Here is a 14,534-nt window from a genome sequence, read left to right as displayed (position 1 = left end):
TCAATTCCTGTTAATTACACTCTTCTGCCACCGTGCCTGGAGGAGCGCCAGGATCTAGGTATAAGCATCGACTAAGTGTGACAGCGATTTGTCGCTCTATACGATCTTGTGCTCCTACCGCCCCTATCGAGGCAGTGGAGGTGATGGCATACATGCCAATATCCTGTGTATTGCCTTTGTCTTTTGGTACGGTTCGGCTGCATGTTAACAACACAGTAAAATTATTAATTGTCAAAGTTGTTGGAGAAGCAATACAGGATTTCATGGCATTTGTACCCGGCCCCAACACCTGATAAGCCGCCCACTCCACCCCTGCCCTGGCGGCCAAATAAGCATTGGCACCTTGCACGTCCTGAATGGTGCCCATTTGCGCCAGCAACGACAACCGCATGGAATACCCAACCAGTGCTGCAAGAGTCACCAGTAAAAATATTGCCACAGGCAACATAAAACCCTTTGCGCGATAAGCAATGCTTTTCATGGCGAATTCACCACATTAATCAAATTAACCAATCTGGCCACGCCGCCGTTTTTGGCGAGCGTCAATTGCGCAGTGAGCACGCTGGAATGCTGCATCACGCCTTCCGTATAGGTAAAACTACACTCAGTCACATCCTCAGCAACAACATTGGCCGTCAGTCCATTAAAGTTAGCCACACGCCCGGCGGCGATAGGGATATTTGAATACATCACCAAACGGCGATTAGGAAGATCGCAGGCATAGATAATGGCGCCATTTACCACGTAAAATCGGCTGCCCGGTGACGCAAATGGAAACAGTGCGCCCACAAACGTAACTGAGCTTGCATTGGCATTCACTGGCCGGATATTGTTGCCCTCATACACATCGGCCCCCGCAATACCCATGTTATAAATCACCAACTGGTCACCAGCATCTACATTCACCATCGGCCCTAATACACCAAGTGTCAGGCTGCCCGCATCGAAATCATCTTGCCGATAACGGCCACCCGCTTTAATCGGCACAAACTGCACATAACTACCGGAGCCACCCGGCACCCACACGCTGTTAGGCAACGCATTACGAATATCGCGCGACATGCGGCGCAATGAAATATCGGCACGGTCAGCCAGCTCGTAATAAGCTTCAGAATTCACATAGGCCAAGACAGAGTTTTTAATAAAGCTGACTGAAATCCCACCCAAAATGGCCATGACGACAATGACGATCACCAGCTCCACCAGTGTGAAGCCAGACATCTTCAGACTAGGCGGCTTAAATGCGTGGCGCATAGCGCACCTTAAAACCGGTGAGGCGGATCGTTGTGTTGGCAGGACCAGTCACTGTGACCACGATTTGCAACACAGCATCAGCCGCCATCCCGGCAAAAGCACCAGCGCCGCCAGCCTGCGCAATAGCGACCGTCGCGACATACCCATTTAACCCGTTAATTGCCGTCGCGTCGCCAATACGGCAAATACCGGCACAACCACCGCCAGGCATGGTAAAGCCGCCATAATCAGCGACATTATCAAAAGGGTTTGCTGCACCGTAGCGACTCTCACCTGCAGGGGAAGGACCACCTAAGTTAGCTTGTGAAGTGGTGCAATCAGCAGTGCCATTGGCGGTAGAGGCATTTGGATCATCCGGGTCGCAAAAGGTAAAAGGCATTTGCTGGATTTCTTGCATGAGTGATTCAGCGATCGCGATCGCCTGCTTACGTGCAAGCGGGTCGGCGGAGTGCCCACTCATGAAAGCCAGGGCACCAATCACACCAGCAATGGCAGTTGTCACAATCACAATAAACACAACCATCTCAACCAGCGAAAAACCATAATGGTTTCTGATGCTGGGCGGCATGTGTTTATTATTTTTGTGGTTACCTGTTTTAGTCATATGCATCACCCGGTCACTTACCAGATGGTTTATTTAACGGATGTAGCCCGTATTTTTCTCGATATTAATGGTCACCGTCTGGTTAGTATTTTTTCTATTAATGACACTATAACTTGCAGCCTCATCTGGCACGGCACGCCCAAGCCCATCAAACCCCAAACCTGCATTGGATGAACCAATGTCCACATTTTTAGAGCTTGTGAATACATAGGCACCAGTTTCAGGATTTACAACAGGTTGAGTACATGCCGCGTCAAAACACAGCTTAACCACATCGGGGATAGAGTTGGTATGCATCACAAACACCTGCTTGCGCTGGGCAATTGCCGTTTTTTGCGCATATCTAAGCGTAGATGAAAGTAAACCCGCGTCACCGCGGGTTTCGAAGATATCACCATTTGCGAATCTGGGGGCGGCAATCGCGACCATAATACCCAATAAAGCAATCACCACCACCAATTCAACTAGGGTAAATCCCTTCATACTTCAACCACTAAACCTGATAGAAGGCATTAAACACAACCAGTACCTGTGACAGTCGCTTTACCAGTACCCTCATTGTAAGTAACAGTACATGGTGAACCTGTCTTAGTGTAAGGAATTTCACTATTCGCAGCAGTTCCAGCACTATAGCCACCAACATCTTGCATCGCACTTGCAATGCCTGCGGTTGTTGGCCACCCATTTGCACCAACCGCAACAGGCGTATTATCCATCTGCACCTGATTGCCTGTCGAGCCACCAGCAATCCACGCAGCTCTAGCCAAGTTAGCCGCAGAGGTCATTGAAGCTGCCAAGCCATTTGCGGCAGCCTTATTAGCATTTGTTTGAACATTTACAAATCGTGGCAGCGCTGTTGCCGCCAAAATCCCCAGTACCGCGATAACTACTACCAACTCAACTAATGTAAAACCAGCCTGTTTTTTCATTACATAGACTCCTAATCAAATTTCCCTGCCGTTATTATCACAGTGGCAGTCAAAAACTGCGTTAATTAACCTTCAGCAAAAACCATGCCAGACAATTTTGGTCCACTTTTCATATTAAAAATACAAACACACAACTCAAACTGAACAACACTTTTAGATAGCTGATTGAAAAACCAAGTACGATCTCAACTATAAAATAAAGGAACTAACCACCCTTCATCATAATTGAGCTCATATCCCAAATTGGCAGGAATACGCCTAATGCCAATACCAACACTAACGCCCCCAAGAAGACAATCAAAATGGGTTCAATCTGCGCACCTAATGTTTTAACGTCATATTCCACGTCAGCTTGATACATATCAGCAACTTCTTGCATTAAATCATCCAGCGAACCGGACTCTTCACCCACGGCTATCATCTGCAACACCAGCGGATTAAATACGCCAGTTTGCGTGGCCGTTCTTAAAATGGTCTCACCGCGCTCAATGCCAGCAGACATACTAAGAATTTTGGCGCCGAGGTAATCATTCTCGACCGTCTGTGAAACCAGACGCAAAGCTGAAAGAATCGGCAAACCGCTACGTGTAGATAAAGCAAAGGTACGCGCAAACCTGGCCATGGTGCCTTTAAAAATAATTTTGCCCGCAATCGGGATGCGCATTTTGTAGCGATCCCATTGAGTACGTCCGGTGTCTGTACTTGTGTACGATTTGAACATCCAGACCGCCATCACAATCATGCCAATCAGCACAAACCAGTAATTACGCATAAAGTTTGAGAATCCAATCAGTATTTTGGTAATTAACGGTAAGTCTGTATGCAAACTAGCAAATACTTTTTCAAACTGCGGAATCACCATCACGTTAATCACAACAATAGCAATCGCCATTGCGATGAGGACAAATGTTGGATATTGCAACGCAGATTTGATTTGCCCGCGCATAAAGCGCTCAAACTCGATGTGCTCGGCCAAACGTAAAAAGATATTGTCGAGGTTACCCGTGCCTTCACCAACACGAATCATGCTGATATAAAAACTATCAAATACTTTAGGGTGTTCGCTCATAGCGACAGACAATTCTCGGCCTGAGTCCAAGCTCACGCGAAGTTGGCCGACCACTTGTGCCAGTGTGGCATTCCCCACCGAACTTTGAATACCCGCCAAGGCGCGCATAATCGGGATACCGGCCTTGAGCAAGGTATACATCTGCTTGCTGAACAGCATGACATCCAGGCTGGTGACTTTTTCTTCAAATAAATGGAAAGCGACGGCACCTGCGGCTTTTTGCTTAATTTCAATCGGAGTGATTTTGGAGAGGATGAGCGCAGCGCCCAATGCGTCGAGATCAGCCGCTTCTTGTACGCCGCTGACCATCATGCCATCGTCGGTACGTCCTTTATATTCAAACATTGGCATAGGCGTGGCTTTTTAAAGGTTTACTCTTCAAACTGATTGTCGACACGCATGATTTCATCGAGCGTGGTCTTGCCATCTATCGCCAGTTGCAATGACTGGTCGCGCAGGGTTTTTCCCTTGAGTCGCTCGCGCGCTTTTTTGATGAAGACATTGGTATCCGGCATATTCGCGGCCATCGCCAGTTCATCGGTCATTTCCAAAAATTCGTATAAACCAACGCGCCCCAAATAACCGGTGCGGTTACAGTGCTGGCAGCCTTTGCCATGACGGAAATTAGTCACCACATCAGGTTGCTGTATCACCTGGTTTAACCAGACAGACTCAGATTCGGTCGGGGTGTGCTCGACGGCACAATGCGGACAAATGAGCCGCACCAGCCGCTGCGCCAACACGCCTAACAGCGACATGGCCACCATAAAGCGCGGCACACCCATATCAATCAAGCGCACAGGGGCAGTAGAAGCATCATTGGTATGCAATGTTGATAGCACCAAGTGACCAGTCATGGAGGCACGCAAGCCGGTTTGGGCAGTTTCCTCGTCACGCATCTCACCCACCAGCACAATGTCCGGGTCCTGACGCAAAATAGCGCGCAACAACTTGGGAAAGTCCAGCTCAATCTTTTCGTTGACCTGGGTTTGAATAATGCCCGGTAAGCGATACTCCACCGGGTCTTCCACAGTGATCACTTTGGTTTCCGGCGTATTCAACTCACTCAAGGCCGAATACAAGGTGGTGGTTTTACCACTACCGGTCGGACCAGTCACCAGCACCATGCCACTTGGACGGCCAATCATTTTGCGGAAACGCGCCAGCAAGTCTGGCGGCATGCCTAATTTATCGAGTTGGAAATGTCCGGTGTTCTGGATCAGCAAACGCATCACCACCGTCTCGCCATACTGTGTTGGCATGGTGGAGATACGCATATCTACCGCACGGCCTTTGACCGTAAAACCAAAGCGGCCATCCTGCGGCAAACGTTTTTCAGAAATATCCAGGCCCGCCATGATCTTGAGACGCATCACCAGCGCAGTGGCAATCTTGATATCCGCCTGCGTCTGAAAGTGCATCACACCATCAATCCTGAATCGGATTAACAGCTTGTTGTCTTGTGGTTCAATATGTACGTCCGAGGCACGCACTTGTACCGCATCTTCAAAAATGGTCTGCAGCAACTTGACCACGGGCGCATCGTCAATGCCCAAGTCAACACCCATCAGGCTAGCAAGATCGGCATTGCTCGCGGCCAGATCCTCTTGCAACTCTAAGGCTAATGATGAGATTTGCTCAGTCTGACGGTAAGAGCGGTCAATCGTCTGCATGAGCAGACTTTCCTGCACGACGACAATATCAATCTCGCGCTTAAGTAACCGCACCAACTCGTCATACGCATACACATCCGATGGATCAACCATCGCGATCAAGAAACTGTTGGGGCGCTCTTCGAGCAGGATGGCGCGGAAACGGCGCGATTGAACTTCAGGGAGTTTTTGAATCTGTTTGACGTCCAGCTCATACTGGCCCAGGTCCAAAAATGGGATATTCAACTGAGAAGCCACCGCCTCGGCAATCTGCCGCTCATTGGCGTAGCCTTTTTCAGCAATCACGCGGCCCAGGCGTCGACCTGTCTTGCGCTGTTCTTCCAGCGCCTGATCAAGCTGAGCTTGGGTCATGAAATTCTGTCTGACCAGAATTTCACCTAATCTAATTTTCTCGGGACGAGCCATGGCGTTGTAATTATTTATCTATATAGACTTTTCTCGTCTATCATATCACCAACATTCTAACCTTACGTTTGTAAACAAGCTGCAAAAAATGTTTCATATTGTGCTTTTCGAACCCGAAATTCCACCGAATACGGGAAATATCATACGGTTATGCGCCAATGCAGGGGCAAAACTGCATTTAGTCCAACCCTTAGGCTTCGAGCTATCCGACAAACACCTCAAACGTGCCGGGCTGGATTACCACGAATACGCCGAACTCACAGTGTATGAAAACTGGGCCCAATGCCAACAAGCACTGCATGACAAACGCATGTTTGCGCTCACTACCAAAGGCAGTACACGGCATACCGACTTACAATTTAAAGATGAAGATGTGTTTGTATTTGGCCCAGAGTCCCGCGGCCTGCCAGAAGACATTCGTGCCCACTTTGCGCCAGAACACCGCGTCAGGCTACCCATGCTGCCACACAGCCGTAGCCTCAACTTATCAAACTCCGCGGCCATTCTGCTCTATGAAGCCTGGCGCCAAACAGGGTTCCCCGGCGGCGTGTAATCAAAAACGATAGGCAAAAAAAGCCCCGATTAAGGGGTAAATCGGGGCAACAGGCCTCATCGTAAAGGCTTCCGCTCAGGGAGGAAAGAAGCGGAAAGATGATTCATCATCATCGTGCTGATATGAGTCATATGCGTTTTGAAAAGTTCCGATAATTTATTACCATAAATTTAATTGAGTGCAGATCGGCATAGTTATCTGCACTCCGAGTAAGCTAAAAAATCATTCTTTAGTCATCCAGCATTTGCTCATAAACGCTGATTTTTTCGCCTGGATGGCGAGTTACTTTTTTTGCTTGCCCCAAAAAAGTAACCAAAAAGAGGGCACCCAGCCATCACGGCCTAAAGGCTCCCTTGCGTTGCTCAGCTTAGGACTTTCGTCCGATGCTTTGCTGGACTTAGCATAAGCCGGTCACGAAACTCAACCTAGCGGGCTGCACACTACGCAGCCCACCGCGGGACTCGGACAGTCGCTCCCTCTACTCTTATTTTGTCTCCGCTACTCAGCGTGATGGGATGGGATTTATCTCGCCAAACGAACGTCGCATAAATACGGACGGTTCAAAAAAACAGATTGGTTTGTTAAAAGCACTAACGGTGGCGCTCATTAGGTTTTCGGGGTCCCCATCTGCCGCGCCGAGCAACGCAGGATTGACGGGAGTCTTCGGCCATCGGCTGTTTGAGCTCCGCAACAAGCCACGAAGTGTGTGGCTTGTCAGGGCGAGTTTCGATGGACGCCCGCCAAGCCGAGTAGCGCAGGAATCAAGCGGAAGCTGGGGTGCACTTTCTTTTGGTTACTTGTTCTTTGTGCAAGCAAAGAAAAGTAACTCGCCGAGAGGGCGAAAAGAAACCTCTAAACCTAAAGAACAATCTTTTCCGACAATCCCCCCAGCCAACGCCGTAGCGACACAGTATCTGACCAAACAATCCATCAAATTCCCCTGCACATCATGCGATAATAATCACATGCAATCTGAAACCAATCTCCTCCAGGGCCTCAACGATAAACAATTGCAAGCGGTCACCCTGCCGCATGTCTCGGCACTGATTCTGGCAGGCGCTGGCAGCGGCAAAACCCGGGTGCTGACAACCCGTATCGCCTGGCTGATTCAAACTGGCCAAACCTCGCCCATGGGCCTGATGGCAGTGACGTTTACCAACAAAGCGGCCAAAGAAATGCTGACACGTTTGACCAGCATGTTGCCGATTAACACCCGCGGCATGTGGGCAGGCACTTTTCACGGTTTGTGTAACCGCATGTTGCGCGCGCATTACCGTGAAGCAAGATTACCAAGTACTTTTCAGATTCTGGATACGTCAGACCAGTTGTCTGCGATCAAGCGCGTGATGAAGGCGATGAACGTGGATGATGAGAAATATCCACCCAAGCAGGTGATGGGTTATATCAACAGCTGCAAAGAGGAAGGCTTACGCGCCGAAGCGGTAGACGCTTATGACGGCCACAGCCAGAAATTGCGTGAGATTTATGCGGCCTATGACCAGCAATGCAACCGTGACGGCGTGGCCGACTTTGCTGAGCTATTGCTGCGCTGCTACGAGTTGCTGGAGCGCGAGCCACATATCCGCGCGCATTATCAGCAGCGTTTTCAATATATTTTGGTGGACGAGTTTCAGGATACCAACCGCCTGCAATACTTATGGTTAAAGCTGCTAGGTGGCGCGCATAACAGCATTTTTGCCGTGGGCGACGACGACCAGAGTATTTATGCCTTCCGTGGCGCGCGCGTCGGTAATATGAACGACTTTCAACGCGACTTTAATGTACAAAACATCGTCAAGTTGGAAGAAAACTACCGTTCGCACAGCAACATTCTCGACGCGGCCAACGCCATCATCACCAATAACCGTAACCGCATGGGCAAGAACCTGTGGACCTCGGCGGGCAAAGGCGAGCCGATTCGTATTTATGAAGCCTATAACGATACCGACGAGGCGCAGTTTATTGTCGATGAAGTGAACATGCTGCAAAAAGAAGGCGTGCCGCTAGGCGACATGGCGCTGCTCTACCGCAGCAATGCGCAGTCACGTATTCTTGAGCACACGTTATTTTCAGCCAATATTCCCTATCGCGTATATGGCGGCCTGCGCTTTTTTGAGCGCGCCGAGATCAAGCATGCACTGGCTTATTTGCGCCTGATTGCCAATGCGAACGACGACACTGCCTTGTTGCGCATTGTGAATTTTCCGCCACGCGGCATCGGTGCGCGTGGGCTGGAACAGCTGCAAGCAGCTGCTATCCAAAACGAGTGCAGTTTATGGCAAGCCGCCACCAATAAAGTTGGCGAAGGCAAGCTGGGCAGCAAAGGGCTGGATGGCTTTGTCGCCCTGATTCGCCAAATGGTAGATCAGGGCTACGGTATCACCTTGGGTGAAATGGCAGAAATGGTCATCAACTTGAGTGGCCTGATGGCGCACTACCAGAATGACAAAGAAGGCGAAGACCGCATTGAGAACTTGCAGGAACTGGTCACCGCTGCGGTAGCGTTTAGCAACCGGGATCTGGGCAACCATCACAATATGGAGGAAGATGCCGACCTGCTGACACAGTTTTTAAACCACGCCAGCCTGGAAGCAGGCGACCACCAGGCAGATGTCGGCCACGAGGCTTTGCAACTGATGACGGTGCACGCGGCCAAGGGCCTGGAGTTTCATAGTGTGTTTATCGGTGGCGTAGAAGAAGGCTTGTTTCCGCATGAGCAGGCCGCTTATGAAAATGGCGGCCTGGAAGAAGAGCGCCGCCTGATGTACGTCGCCGTCACACGTGCACGGCAGCGCCTCTACCTCACCTATGCCCAAAGCCGCATGCTGCATGGTCAAGTGCGTTACGGCATTGCCTCGCGTTTTATTGATGAAATCCCGACCGAGCTGACCAAGCGCCTAAATAGTAAACCTGTGGCCAAGCCTTATGCCGCAGGCGGTCAATACCACGCACCAGCGGCACAAGCCAGCAGCGCGCAATCCAATTACCCGTTCAAGATTGGCCAGAGTGTGCGCCATGGTAAATTTGGTGAGGGCGTGGTCGTGAGCTACGAAGGCAACAACAGCGACCTGACCATTAAAGTAAATTTTGGCAGTGCAGGGCTAAAAACATTGATGCTGGAATACGCCAAGCTGGAAAAACTCTAATCCACACTGTCAGCCTCTGGGTCCCATGCCAACGATGATTGGCATGGGACTGTCACAAATATTTCATCCACCATTTGCACAACTTAATCAAGAAGCAGTTAAAACAGTCGATACTGCTGGCATGATATATGCCCCTCCACAGCTAGAGGTTGAAGCCATTTTGGCGCAGCGCAATTTGTTGCCGCTGTTTCAACCTATCGTCGATATCAAACAGGCGCGCGTGTTCTCGCATGAGGCGCTGATCCGTGGCCCGGTGGAATCCAGGTTGCATTCGCCAATTGCGCTGTTTAATGCCGCCAGCCTGTGTGGCCTGAATATCGAGATGGAGTACGCGGCGCGTGAAGTGATTTTTACCGAATATAGCCGCACAGACCGTTCACACCCACTGTTTGTGAATTTCAGCCCGGACTGCCTGCTATTAAACGAAGGGCACTTGTCGTTTGGCTTAACGCAGCTTGAAAAATGCGGACTGCGAGCCAGTGATATCGTGATTGAAATCACCGAAAGCTCGACCATCCGCGATTATGCCGAACTCCGCGATGCGATTCTGCGCTTTAAAGCACTGGGGTTCAAAATCGCACTGGATGACCTGGGTGAAGGGACGTCCAGCTTGCGGTTGTGGTCTGAGCTGTCGCCGGAATATGTCAAAATCGACAAACATTTTATTGCCAACATACACAACGACCCCATGAAGCTGGAGTTTGTGCGCGGCATCCAGAAAATCGCGGTTGAATCGAATACGCTGACCATTGCTGAAGGCATTGAAACCAAAGAAGAACTGGCAGTCATCAAAGACTTGAAAATAGACTTTGCCCAAGGCTATCTGTTTGGACGGCCGTTCCCCAAGTTCCAATACGCCCTCACCGAGGAAGTCCATAATCTGCTAAATAAAAACATCGTCCGCCTGTTTGCTGACCAGCAAAGTCATGCGTCTAAGCAGGCCACAGTGGTTGGTTTAACCAGCTACCAACCGGCCGCCTTCCCGGAAATGAGTAATGAAGAGGTCTACAACTGGTTTAACAGTGACATCACGCTCAACTCGATTCCGGTGATCAATCAGCAAGGCATCCCCTTGGGGCTGATCAGCCGCTACGACACCATAGACCGGTTTGCGCGCCGCTACCAGAAAGAGCTGCATGGCAAAAAGTCATGCACAACATTTATGGACACTCACTGCCTGATGGTGCAAAAAGACATGACCATTTTGGCATTGAGCGAACTGATTCTGGCAGCAGACCCCAAATACTTACTGAATGGGTTCATGATTGTCGATGGTGAGCGCTATGTTGGTATGGGCAGCGGACATGCCTTGCTACGCGAAGTCACCAATATGCAAATTCACGCCGCGCGCTACGCTAACCCGCTCACTTTGCTGCCGGGCAATGTGCCCATTAATGCCCATATTGATAAATTACTGGAACGCCGCATCCCGTTTGTGGCGTGCTATTGTGATTTGGACCACTTCAAACCATTTAACGACGCCTATGGCTATCGCCGTGGTGACGAAGTCATTCAGTTTGTCGGTCGCTTATTGAGCAGTATGGTCAACAACGAACATGATTTTGTCGGCCATATTGGTGGCGATGACTTTGTGCTGATTTTTCAAAGTGATGACTGGGAAACTATTTGCCATGACATTTTGGAGACCATTGCCAAAGTGATGCCAGACTTTTATGACTTGAAAGACGTACAACTCGGCGGCATACGTATAGAAGACCGTTTGGGTAACGAACACTTTTACCCGTTTGGCAGTTTGTCTATTGGCGCCGTGCGGGCTTGCTCGGACACTTTTGCCAGCCATCACGAAGTGGCTGGCGCCATGAGCAACGCCAAGAAACAGGCCAAAAAGACCATAGGCAACAGCCTGTTTACCGAGCGTCGCAACAAGCAATCGGCAAGCGCTTAACGTGTGAATCGGGCCTAGACTTGTGGCGCAGCCCTGAATACATCCTTGTAGCTGATGTACTGGAAAGCAAACATCAGGGCATTAATCACCAGCAAGGCGGCAAATACCAGCAGTGGCATCAGCAATTGTGCCAGCATGGGGATTAACGCGCCCAGGATCCCAATGACCAGTCCCAGCCCCAGCATCACCACCAGCATCCCCACAGTCATCACCAGCCAGGAAACGCTCATTGGCACCGTATATTGCAGCATGCCGGCAATACTGGATTTAATCGCCTTAAGCAAAGGGTAGCCATTCAAGGCAATCAGCATGGGGGAAAACCAGGTCGCAATAAACAACGGCAGTAACAGCAGCAATACCTTGACGATAAAAGACAGTGTGTTCTCCAGGAACAGTGTCATTTGCGACTCCGTCATGCCAGCTTTGGTCGGCGCATGCGAAATCAGGGATGCCAACTCGCTACTGAGTAAATAGGTCGCCAGCACGGCATACACCAGGCAGCTTGCGCCGAGCAGCACCAAGGGCTTGAAATTCTGTTGTAATTGCTGCCAGACGGCTGGCGGTGACATGCTGCCCTGCAAATCCACTTGTCGATATAACATCACAATCAAGGCCATGCACACCGGCCAGATCACCACCGACACCAGGCCCAGAAAACCGAGCATGGGCAATGAAGGCAGCACCATGAAAATCACGATATAGGCCAGCGAGCACAGCATCCAGACATGTGGCTGTGTGCGGAACAAGGCCAGACTTTCTTTCACCCAGCGTACACCGCGCTGGCTCCCTGTTTCTGTCATGAGTATCCCTTTTTTATGTTTCTACTACTTATTTAAGTCAACACTTTACGATTCAGCAATACCCGCTCGAAATGCGCAGGATCTTTGGCATGCGTCAGTTCGCCGGTCACCGGATAATAAAAATCATACAGGCGCGATAACCAGAAACGCAAGGCCGCACGGCGCAGCAAGGCAGGCCAGTGGGTTTTCTCTGCTACGGTAAACGGGCGCTCGGACTGGTAAGCATTCATAAATGCTGCCAGCTTGTCATCGACAAAATTTCCGGTGGCATCTACGCACCACTCATTGGCAGCAATCGCGACATCATAGGCAAGCACATCGTGGCAGGCGTAGTAAAAATCAATAAAGCCACCCAGCACATCGCCATCGAACAATACGTTGTCACGGAACAGGTCGCCATGAATCACGCCATGTGGCAACCGTGACAAATCCAGGCCATGCTGGAACTCTAATTCTTCTTGCAGCAGATGTTGCTGCACCGGTGCCAATTTAGGCATCACTTGTTGTGCCGTCATCACGCGCCAGCCCTGCCCGCGCTGATTGTGTGACTGCTCATGAAAATCCAACCCAGCCACATGCATGCGCGCCAACGTTCTCGCCACGGCCTCAATCTGTTTGACATTAGGTTGACTGACATCGCTGCCTTTCAGGCAACTGACCATTAAGGCGGGCTTGCCATGAATGCGGTGCAAGGCAATGTTATTCTGGTCAGTGATGGGCTTGGGACAAGGAATATCGTGCCGCGACAAATGCGTCATCAAATGCACGAAATACGGCAACTCATCAAAGTCGTTCTTCTCAAACACAGTGAGCACAAAACGCGACTGACTGGTTTCAACGAAATAATTGGTATTGGTGATGCCGGCAGCAATGCCGCGCAGGGTGTGCAATTCGCCAACATTAAAAGGCGCCAGCCACTGGCGCACTTCATCCAAACTCAGGGTGGTAAAAACAGACATAATTATTGGCTAGCCTGCCAGTCAAGACAGGCGATCAGGATTAGAATCGGAACAGAATCCATTTAGGAACAGACAGTGGACGAGTCGGGCCATCATGCACCCAGTCACCATTACGGTCTTCACGGTGAAGATAGTAGGATTTGCCACTCGGTGGCGTCACCTTGACCATATAGACCTCACCATTCAGGCTGTATTCCTCAATGTCATTTTCGCCATCTTTGCGCTTGTTCACGCTAGGCTGGTCAATCGGCTGGCCTTCAATCACCTTGGGTGGTGGTGGCACCTCTTCTAGCAACTCGGCATCTTTGGGGGCCGCAGCCCACACCGGCATCGCAATCGCAGCAATGCAGATACCTGCCAGCAATAAACGGGAAAAATCACGCATGGAAGACTCCTTAGTCATTAGCGACTATTCTAGCAAAAACCCACGCGCTGGCGGTCACTGCACACATAATAAACTTCTAAAATCGCGCCCGACACACTGCGCCGGACACGCCAAACCACACAATTACAGATAGAGCTGCATCTTGCGCTCGGCCGGGGTAAGCTCAAAGCCGGTAGTTTCATAATGCTTGAAGATCGCATCCACAATCTGTTGCGGCTCATCAATAATCTGGATCAGGTCCATATCCTCAGGCGAAGCCATGCCTTCTGCCACCAGTGTATTGCGCAACCAGTCGAGCAATCCGGCCCAGAACTGGCTACCAACCAGGATAATCGGGATTTTGCGGCTCTTGCCAGTCTGGACCAGCGTAATCGCTTCCATGACTTCGTCCAGCGTACCGAATCCGCCAGGCATCACCACAAACGCGCTGGCATATTTAACAAACATCACCTTGCGCATAAAAAAGTATTTAAAGCTGATGCCGATGTCCTGGTAAGGATTGCCATGCTGCTCAAACGGCAGTTTGATATTGAGGCCGACGCTGGCACCACGGCCAGGGAATGCGCCTTTGTTGGCCGCCTCCATAATACCGGGACCGCCACCGGAAATGACGCTGAACCCGGAATCAGACAATAAGCGCGCAATTTCTTCGGTGAGCAGGTAATAAGGATGGTCGGGCTTGGTACGCGCACTGCCAAAAATAGACACCGCCGGCATAATGGCTTTGAGATTCTCGGTGGCGCCAACAAACTCGGCCATAATCTCAAACGCTCGCCAGGATTCATGAGTGACATCATCGCCATCCAACAATTCAGGCTCTACCATGCTTGGTAGCTTTCTGCTATTCATAC

14 protein-coding genes are annotated in these 14,534 nt (G+C 50.3%); 3 read left to right on the top strand and 11 right to left on the bottom strand.

All coding sequences use genetic code 11. From position 1 onward, the window contains the following. Window positions 1-10: 10 nt before the first annotated feature. The 7 genes from ACIDE9_RS05725 to ACIDE9_RS05695 form a co-directional block, all read right to left on the bottom strand. Complete coding sequence (locus ACIDE9_RS05725) at window positions 11-481, bottom strand: hypothetical protein (protein ID WP_194752825.1); 471 nt, start codon at window positions 479-481, stop codon at window positions 11-13. Further along, on the bottom strand, window positions 478-1,254 hold the full coding sequence (locus ACIDE9_RS05720) for a prepilin-type N-terminal cleavage/methylation domain-containing protein (protein WP_411993395.1): 777 nt from the start codon (window positions 1,252-1,254) through the stop codon (window positions 478-480). Before ACIDE9_RS05720 ends, ACIDE9_RS05725 begins: the two co-directional genes overlap by 4 nt. Beyond that, on the bottom strand, window positions 1,238-1,858 hold the full coding sequence (locus tag ACIDE9_RS05715) for a type II secretion system protein (protein WP_411993393.1): 621 nt from the start codon (window positions 1,856-1,858) through the stop codon (window positions 1,238-1,240). Before ACIDE9_RS05715 ends, ACIDE9_RS05720 begins: the two co-directional genes overlap by 17 nt. Before the next feature lie 33 nt (window positions 1,859-1,891). Further along, a complete protein-coding gene (locus ACIDE9_RS05710) occupies window positions 1,892-2,341 on the bottom strand; it encodes a Tfp pilus assembly protein FimT/FimU (protein WP_411993391.1) in 450 nt (149 codons plus the stop codon). A gap of 29 nt (window positions 2,342-2,370) precedes the next feature. Then, complete coding sequence (locus ACIDE9_RS05705; RefSeq protein WP_411993389.1) at window positions 2,371-2,787, bottom strand: Tfp pilus assembly protein FimT/FimU; 417 nt, start codon at window positions 2,785-2,787, stop codon at window positions 2,371-2,373. A 205-nt stretch (window positions 2,788-2,992) separates the two neighbouring features. After that, window positions 2,993-4,207: a type II secretion system F family protein gene (locus ACIDE9_RS05700; RefSeq protein ID WP_411993387.1), complete on the bottom strand. Its 1,215-nt coding sequence runs from the start codon at window positions 4,205-4,207 to the stop codon at window positions 2,993-2,995. A gap of 20 nt (window positions 4,208-4,227) precedes the next feature. Then, entirely contained in the window at window positions 4,228-5,880 is a 1,653-nt protein-coding gene (locus tag ACIDE9_RS05695) for a GspE/PulE family protein (RefSeq protein ID WP_411993385.1), read from the bottom strand. A 142-nt stretch (window positions 5,881-6,022) separates the two neighbouring features. On the opposite strand from ACIDE9_RS05695, the gene trmL reads away from it, so the two are divergent. From trmL to ACIDE9_RS05680, 3 genes are all read left to right on the top strand, one after another. Beyond that, on the top strand, window positions 6,023-6,487 hold the full coding sequence (gene trmL / locus ACIDE9_RS05690; protein WP_411993383.1) for a tRNA (uridine(34)/cytosine(34)/5-carboxymethylaminomethyluridine(34)-2'-O)-methyltransferase TrmL: 465 nt from the start codon (window positions 6,023-6,025) through the stop codon (window positions 6,485-6,487). A gap of 965 nt (window positions 6,488-7,452) precedes the next feature. Continuing rightward, window positions 7,453-9,633: a UvrD-helicase domain-containing protein gene (locus tag ACIDE9_RS05685; RefSeq protein WP_411993381.1), complete on the top strand. Its 2,181-nt coding sequence runs from the start codon at window positions 7,453-7,455 to the stop codon at window positions 9,631-9,633. A gap of 25 nt (window positions 9,634-9,658) precedes the next feature. After that, a complete protein-coding gene (locus ACIDE9_RS05680) occupies window positions 9,659-11,539 on the top strand; it encodes a GGDEF domain-containing protein (RefSeq protein ID WP_411993379.1) in 1,881 nt (626 codons plus the stop codon). A 14-nt stretch (window positions 11,540-11,553) separates the two neighbouring features. Here the strand turns inward: ACIDE9_RS05680 and ACIDE9_RS05675 are convergent, their stop codons facing one another. The 4 genes from ACIDE9_RS05675 to ACIDE9_RS05660 all read right to left on the bottom strand — a co-directional run bounded on the left by ACIDE9_RS05675 (window position 11,554) and on the right by ACIDE9_RS05660 (window position 14,532). Then, window positions 11,554-12,339, bottom strand: coding sequence for a BPSS1780 family membrane protein (locus tag ACIDE9_RS05675; RefSeq protein WP_194740400.1), 786 nt, complete (start codon window positions 12,337-12,339; stop codon window positions 11,554-11,556). Window positions 12,340-12,371: 32 nt separating this feature from the next. Then, a complete protein-coding gene (locus ACIDE9_RS05670) occupies window positions 12,372-13,298 on the bottom strand; it encodes a homoserine kinase (RefSeq protein ID WP_411993377.1) in 927 nt (308 codons plus the stop codon). A gap of 40 nt (window positions 13,299-13,338) precedes the next feature. Beyond that, on the bottom strand, window positions 13,339-13,683 hold the full coding sequence (locus tag ACIDE9_RS05665) for a DUF2782 domain-containing protein (protein ID WP_411993375.1): 345 nt from the start codon (window positions 13,681-13,683) through the stop codon (window positions 13,339-13,341). Window positions 13,684-13,806: 123 nt separating this feature from the next. After that, the gene (locus ACIDE9_RS05660) at window positions 13,807-14,532 is read right to left on the bottom strand and encodes a TIGR00730 family Rossman fold protein (RefSeq protein WP_194752812.1); all 726 of its coding nucleotides are present in this window, start codon (window positions 14,530-14,532) and stop codon (window positions 13,807-13,809) included. Window positions 14,533-14,534: the final 2 nt, after the last annotated feature.

Origin of the sequence: Methylophilus sp. 'Pure River' (assembly GCF_046765995.1) — a bacterium.
Taxonomy (GTDB): Bacteria; Pseudomonadota; Gammaproteobacteria; order Burkholderiales; family Methylophilaceae; genus Methylophilus.
Note: the sequence above shows the minus strand (reverse complement) of the source record. Positions and strands in the feature narration are given on the sequence as shown.

Coding starts and splice junctions, on each gene's coding strand:
- ACIDE9_RS05695 (WP_411993385.1), bottom strand. CDS start 5,880: ATGACCCAAGCTCAGCTTGATCAGGCGCTGGAAGAACAGCGCAAGACA.
- ACIDE9_RS05675 (WP_194740400.1), bottom strand. CDS start 12,339: ATGACAGAAACAGGGAGCCAGCGCGGTGTACGCTGGGTGAAAGAAAGT.
- ACIDE9_RS05710 (WP_411993391.1), bottom strand. CDS start 2,341: ATGAAGGGATTTACCCTAGTTGAATTGGTGGTGGTGATTGCTTTATTG.
- ACIDE9_RS05680 (WP_411993379.1), top strand. CDS start 9,659: ATGCCAACGATGATTGGCATGGGACTGTCACAAATATTTCATCCACCA.
- ACIDE9_RS05685 (WP_411993381.1), top strand. CDS start 7,453: ATGCAATCTGAAACCAATCTCCTCCAGGGCCTCAACGATAAACAATTG.
- ACIDE9_RS05670 (WP_411993377.1), bottom strand. CDS start 13,298: ATGTCTGTTTTTACCACCCTGAGTTTGGATGAAGTGCGCCAGTGGCTG.
- trmL (WP_411993383.1), top strand. CDS start 6,023: ATGTTTCATATTGTGCTTTTCGAACCCGAAATTCCACCGAATACGGGA.
- ACIDE9_RS05700 (WP_411993387.1), bottom strand. CDS start 4,207: ATGCCAATGTTTGAATATAAAGGACGTACCGACGATGGCATGATGGTC.
- ACIDE9_RS05705 (WP_411993389.1), bottom strand. CDS start 2,787: ATGAAAAAACAGGCTGGTTTTACATTAGTTGAGTTGGTAGTAGTTATC.
- ACIDE9_RS05660 (WP_194752812.1), bottom strand. CDS start 14,532: ATGAATAGCAGAAAGCTACCAAGCATGGTAGAGCCTGAATTGTTGGAT.
- ACIDE9_RS05720 (WP_411993395.1), bottom strand. CDS start 1,254: ATGCGCCACGCATTTAAGCCGCCTAGTCTGAAGATGTCTGGCTTCACA.
- ACIDE9_RS05665 (WP_411993375.1), bottom strand. CDS start 13,683: ATGCGTGATTTTTCCCGTTTATTGCTGGCAGGTATCTGCATTGCTGCG.
- ACIDE9_RS05715 (WP_411993393.1), bottom strand. CDS start 1,858: ATGACTAAAACAGGTAACCACAAAAATAATAAACACATGCCGCCCAGC.
- ACIDE9_RS05725 (WP_194752825.1), bottom strand. CDS start 481: ATGAAAAGCATTGCTTATCGCGCAAAGGGTTTTATGTTGCCTGTGGCA.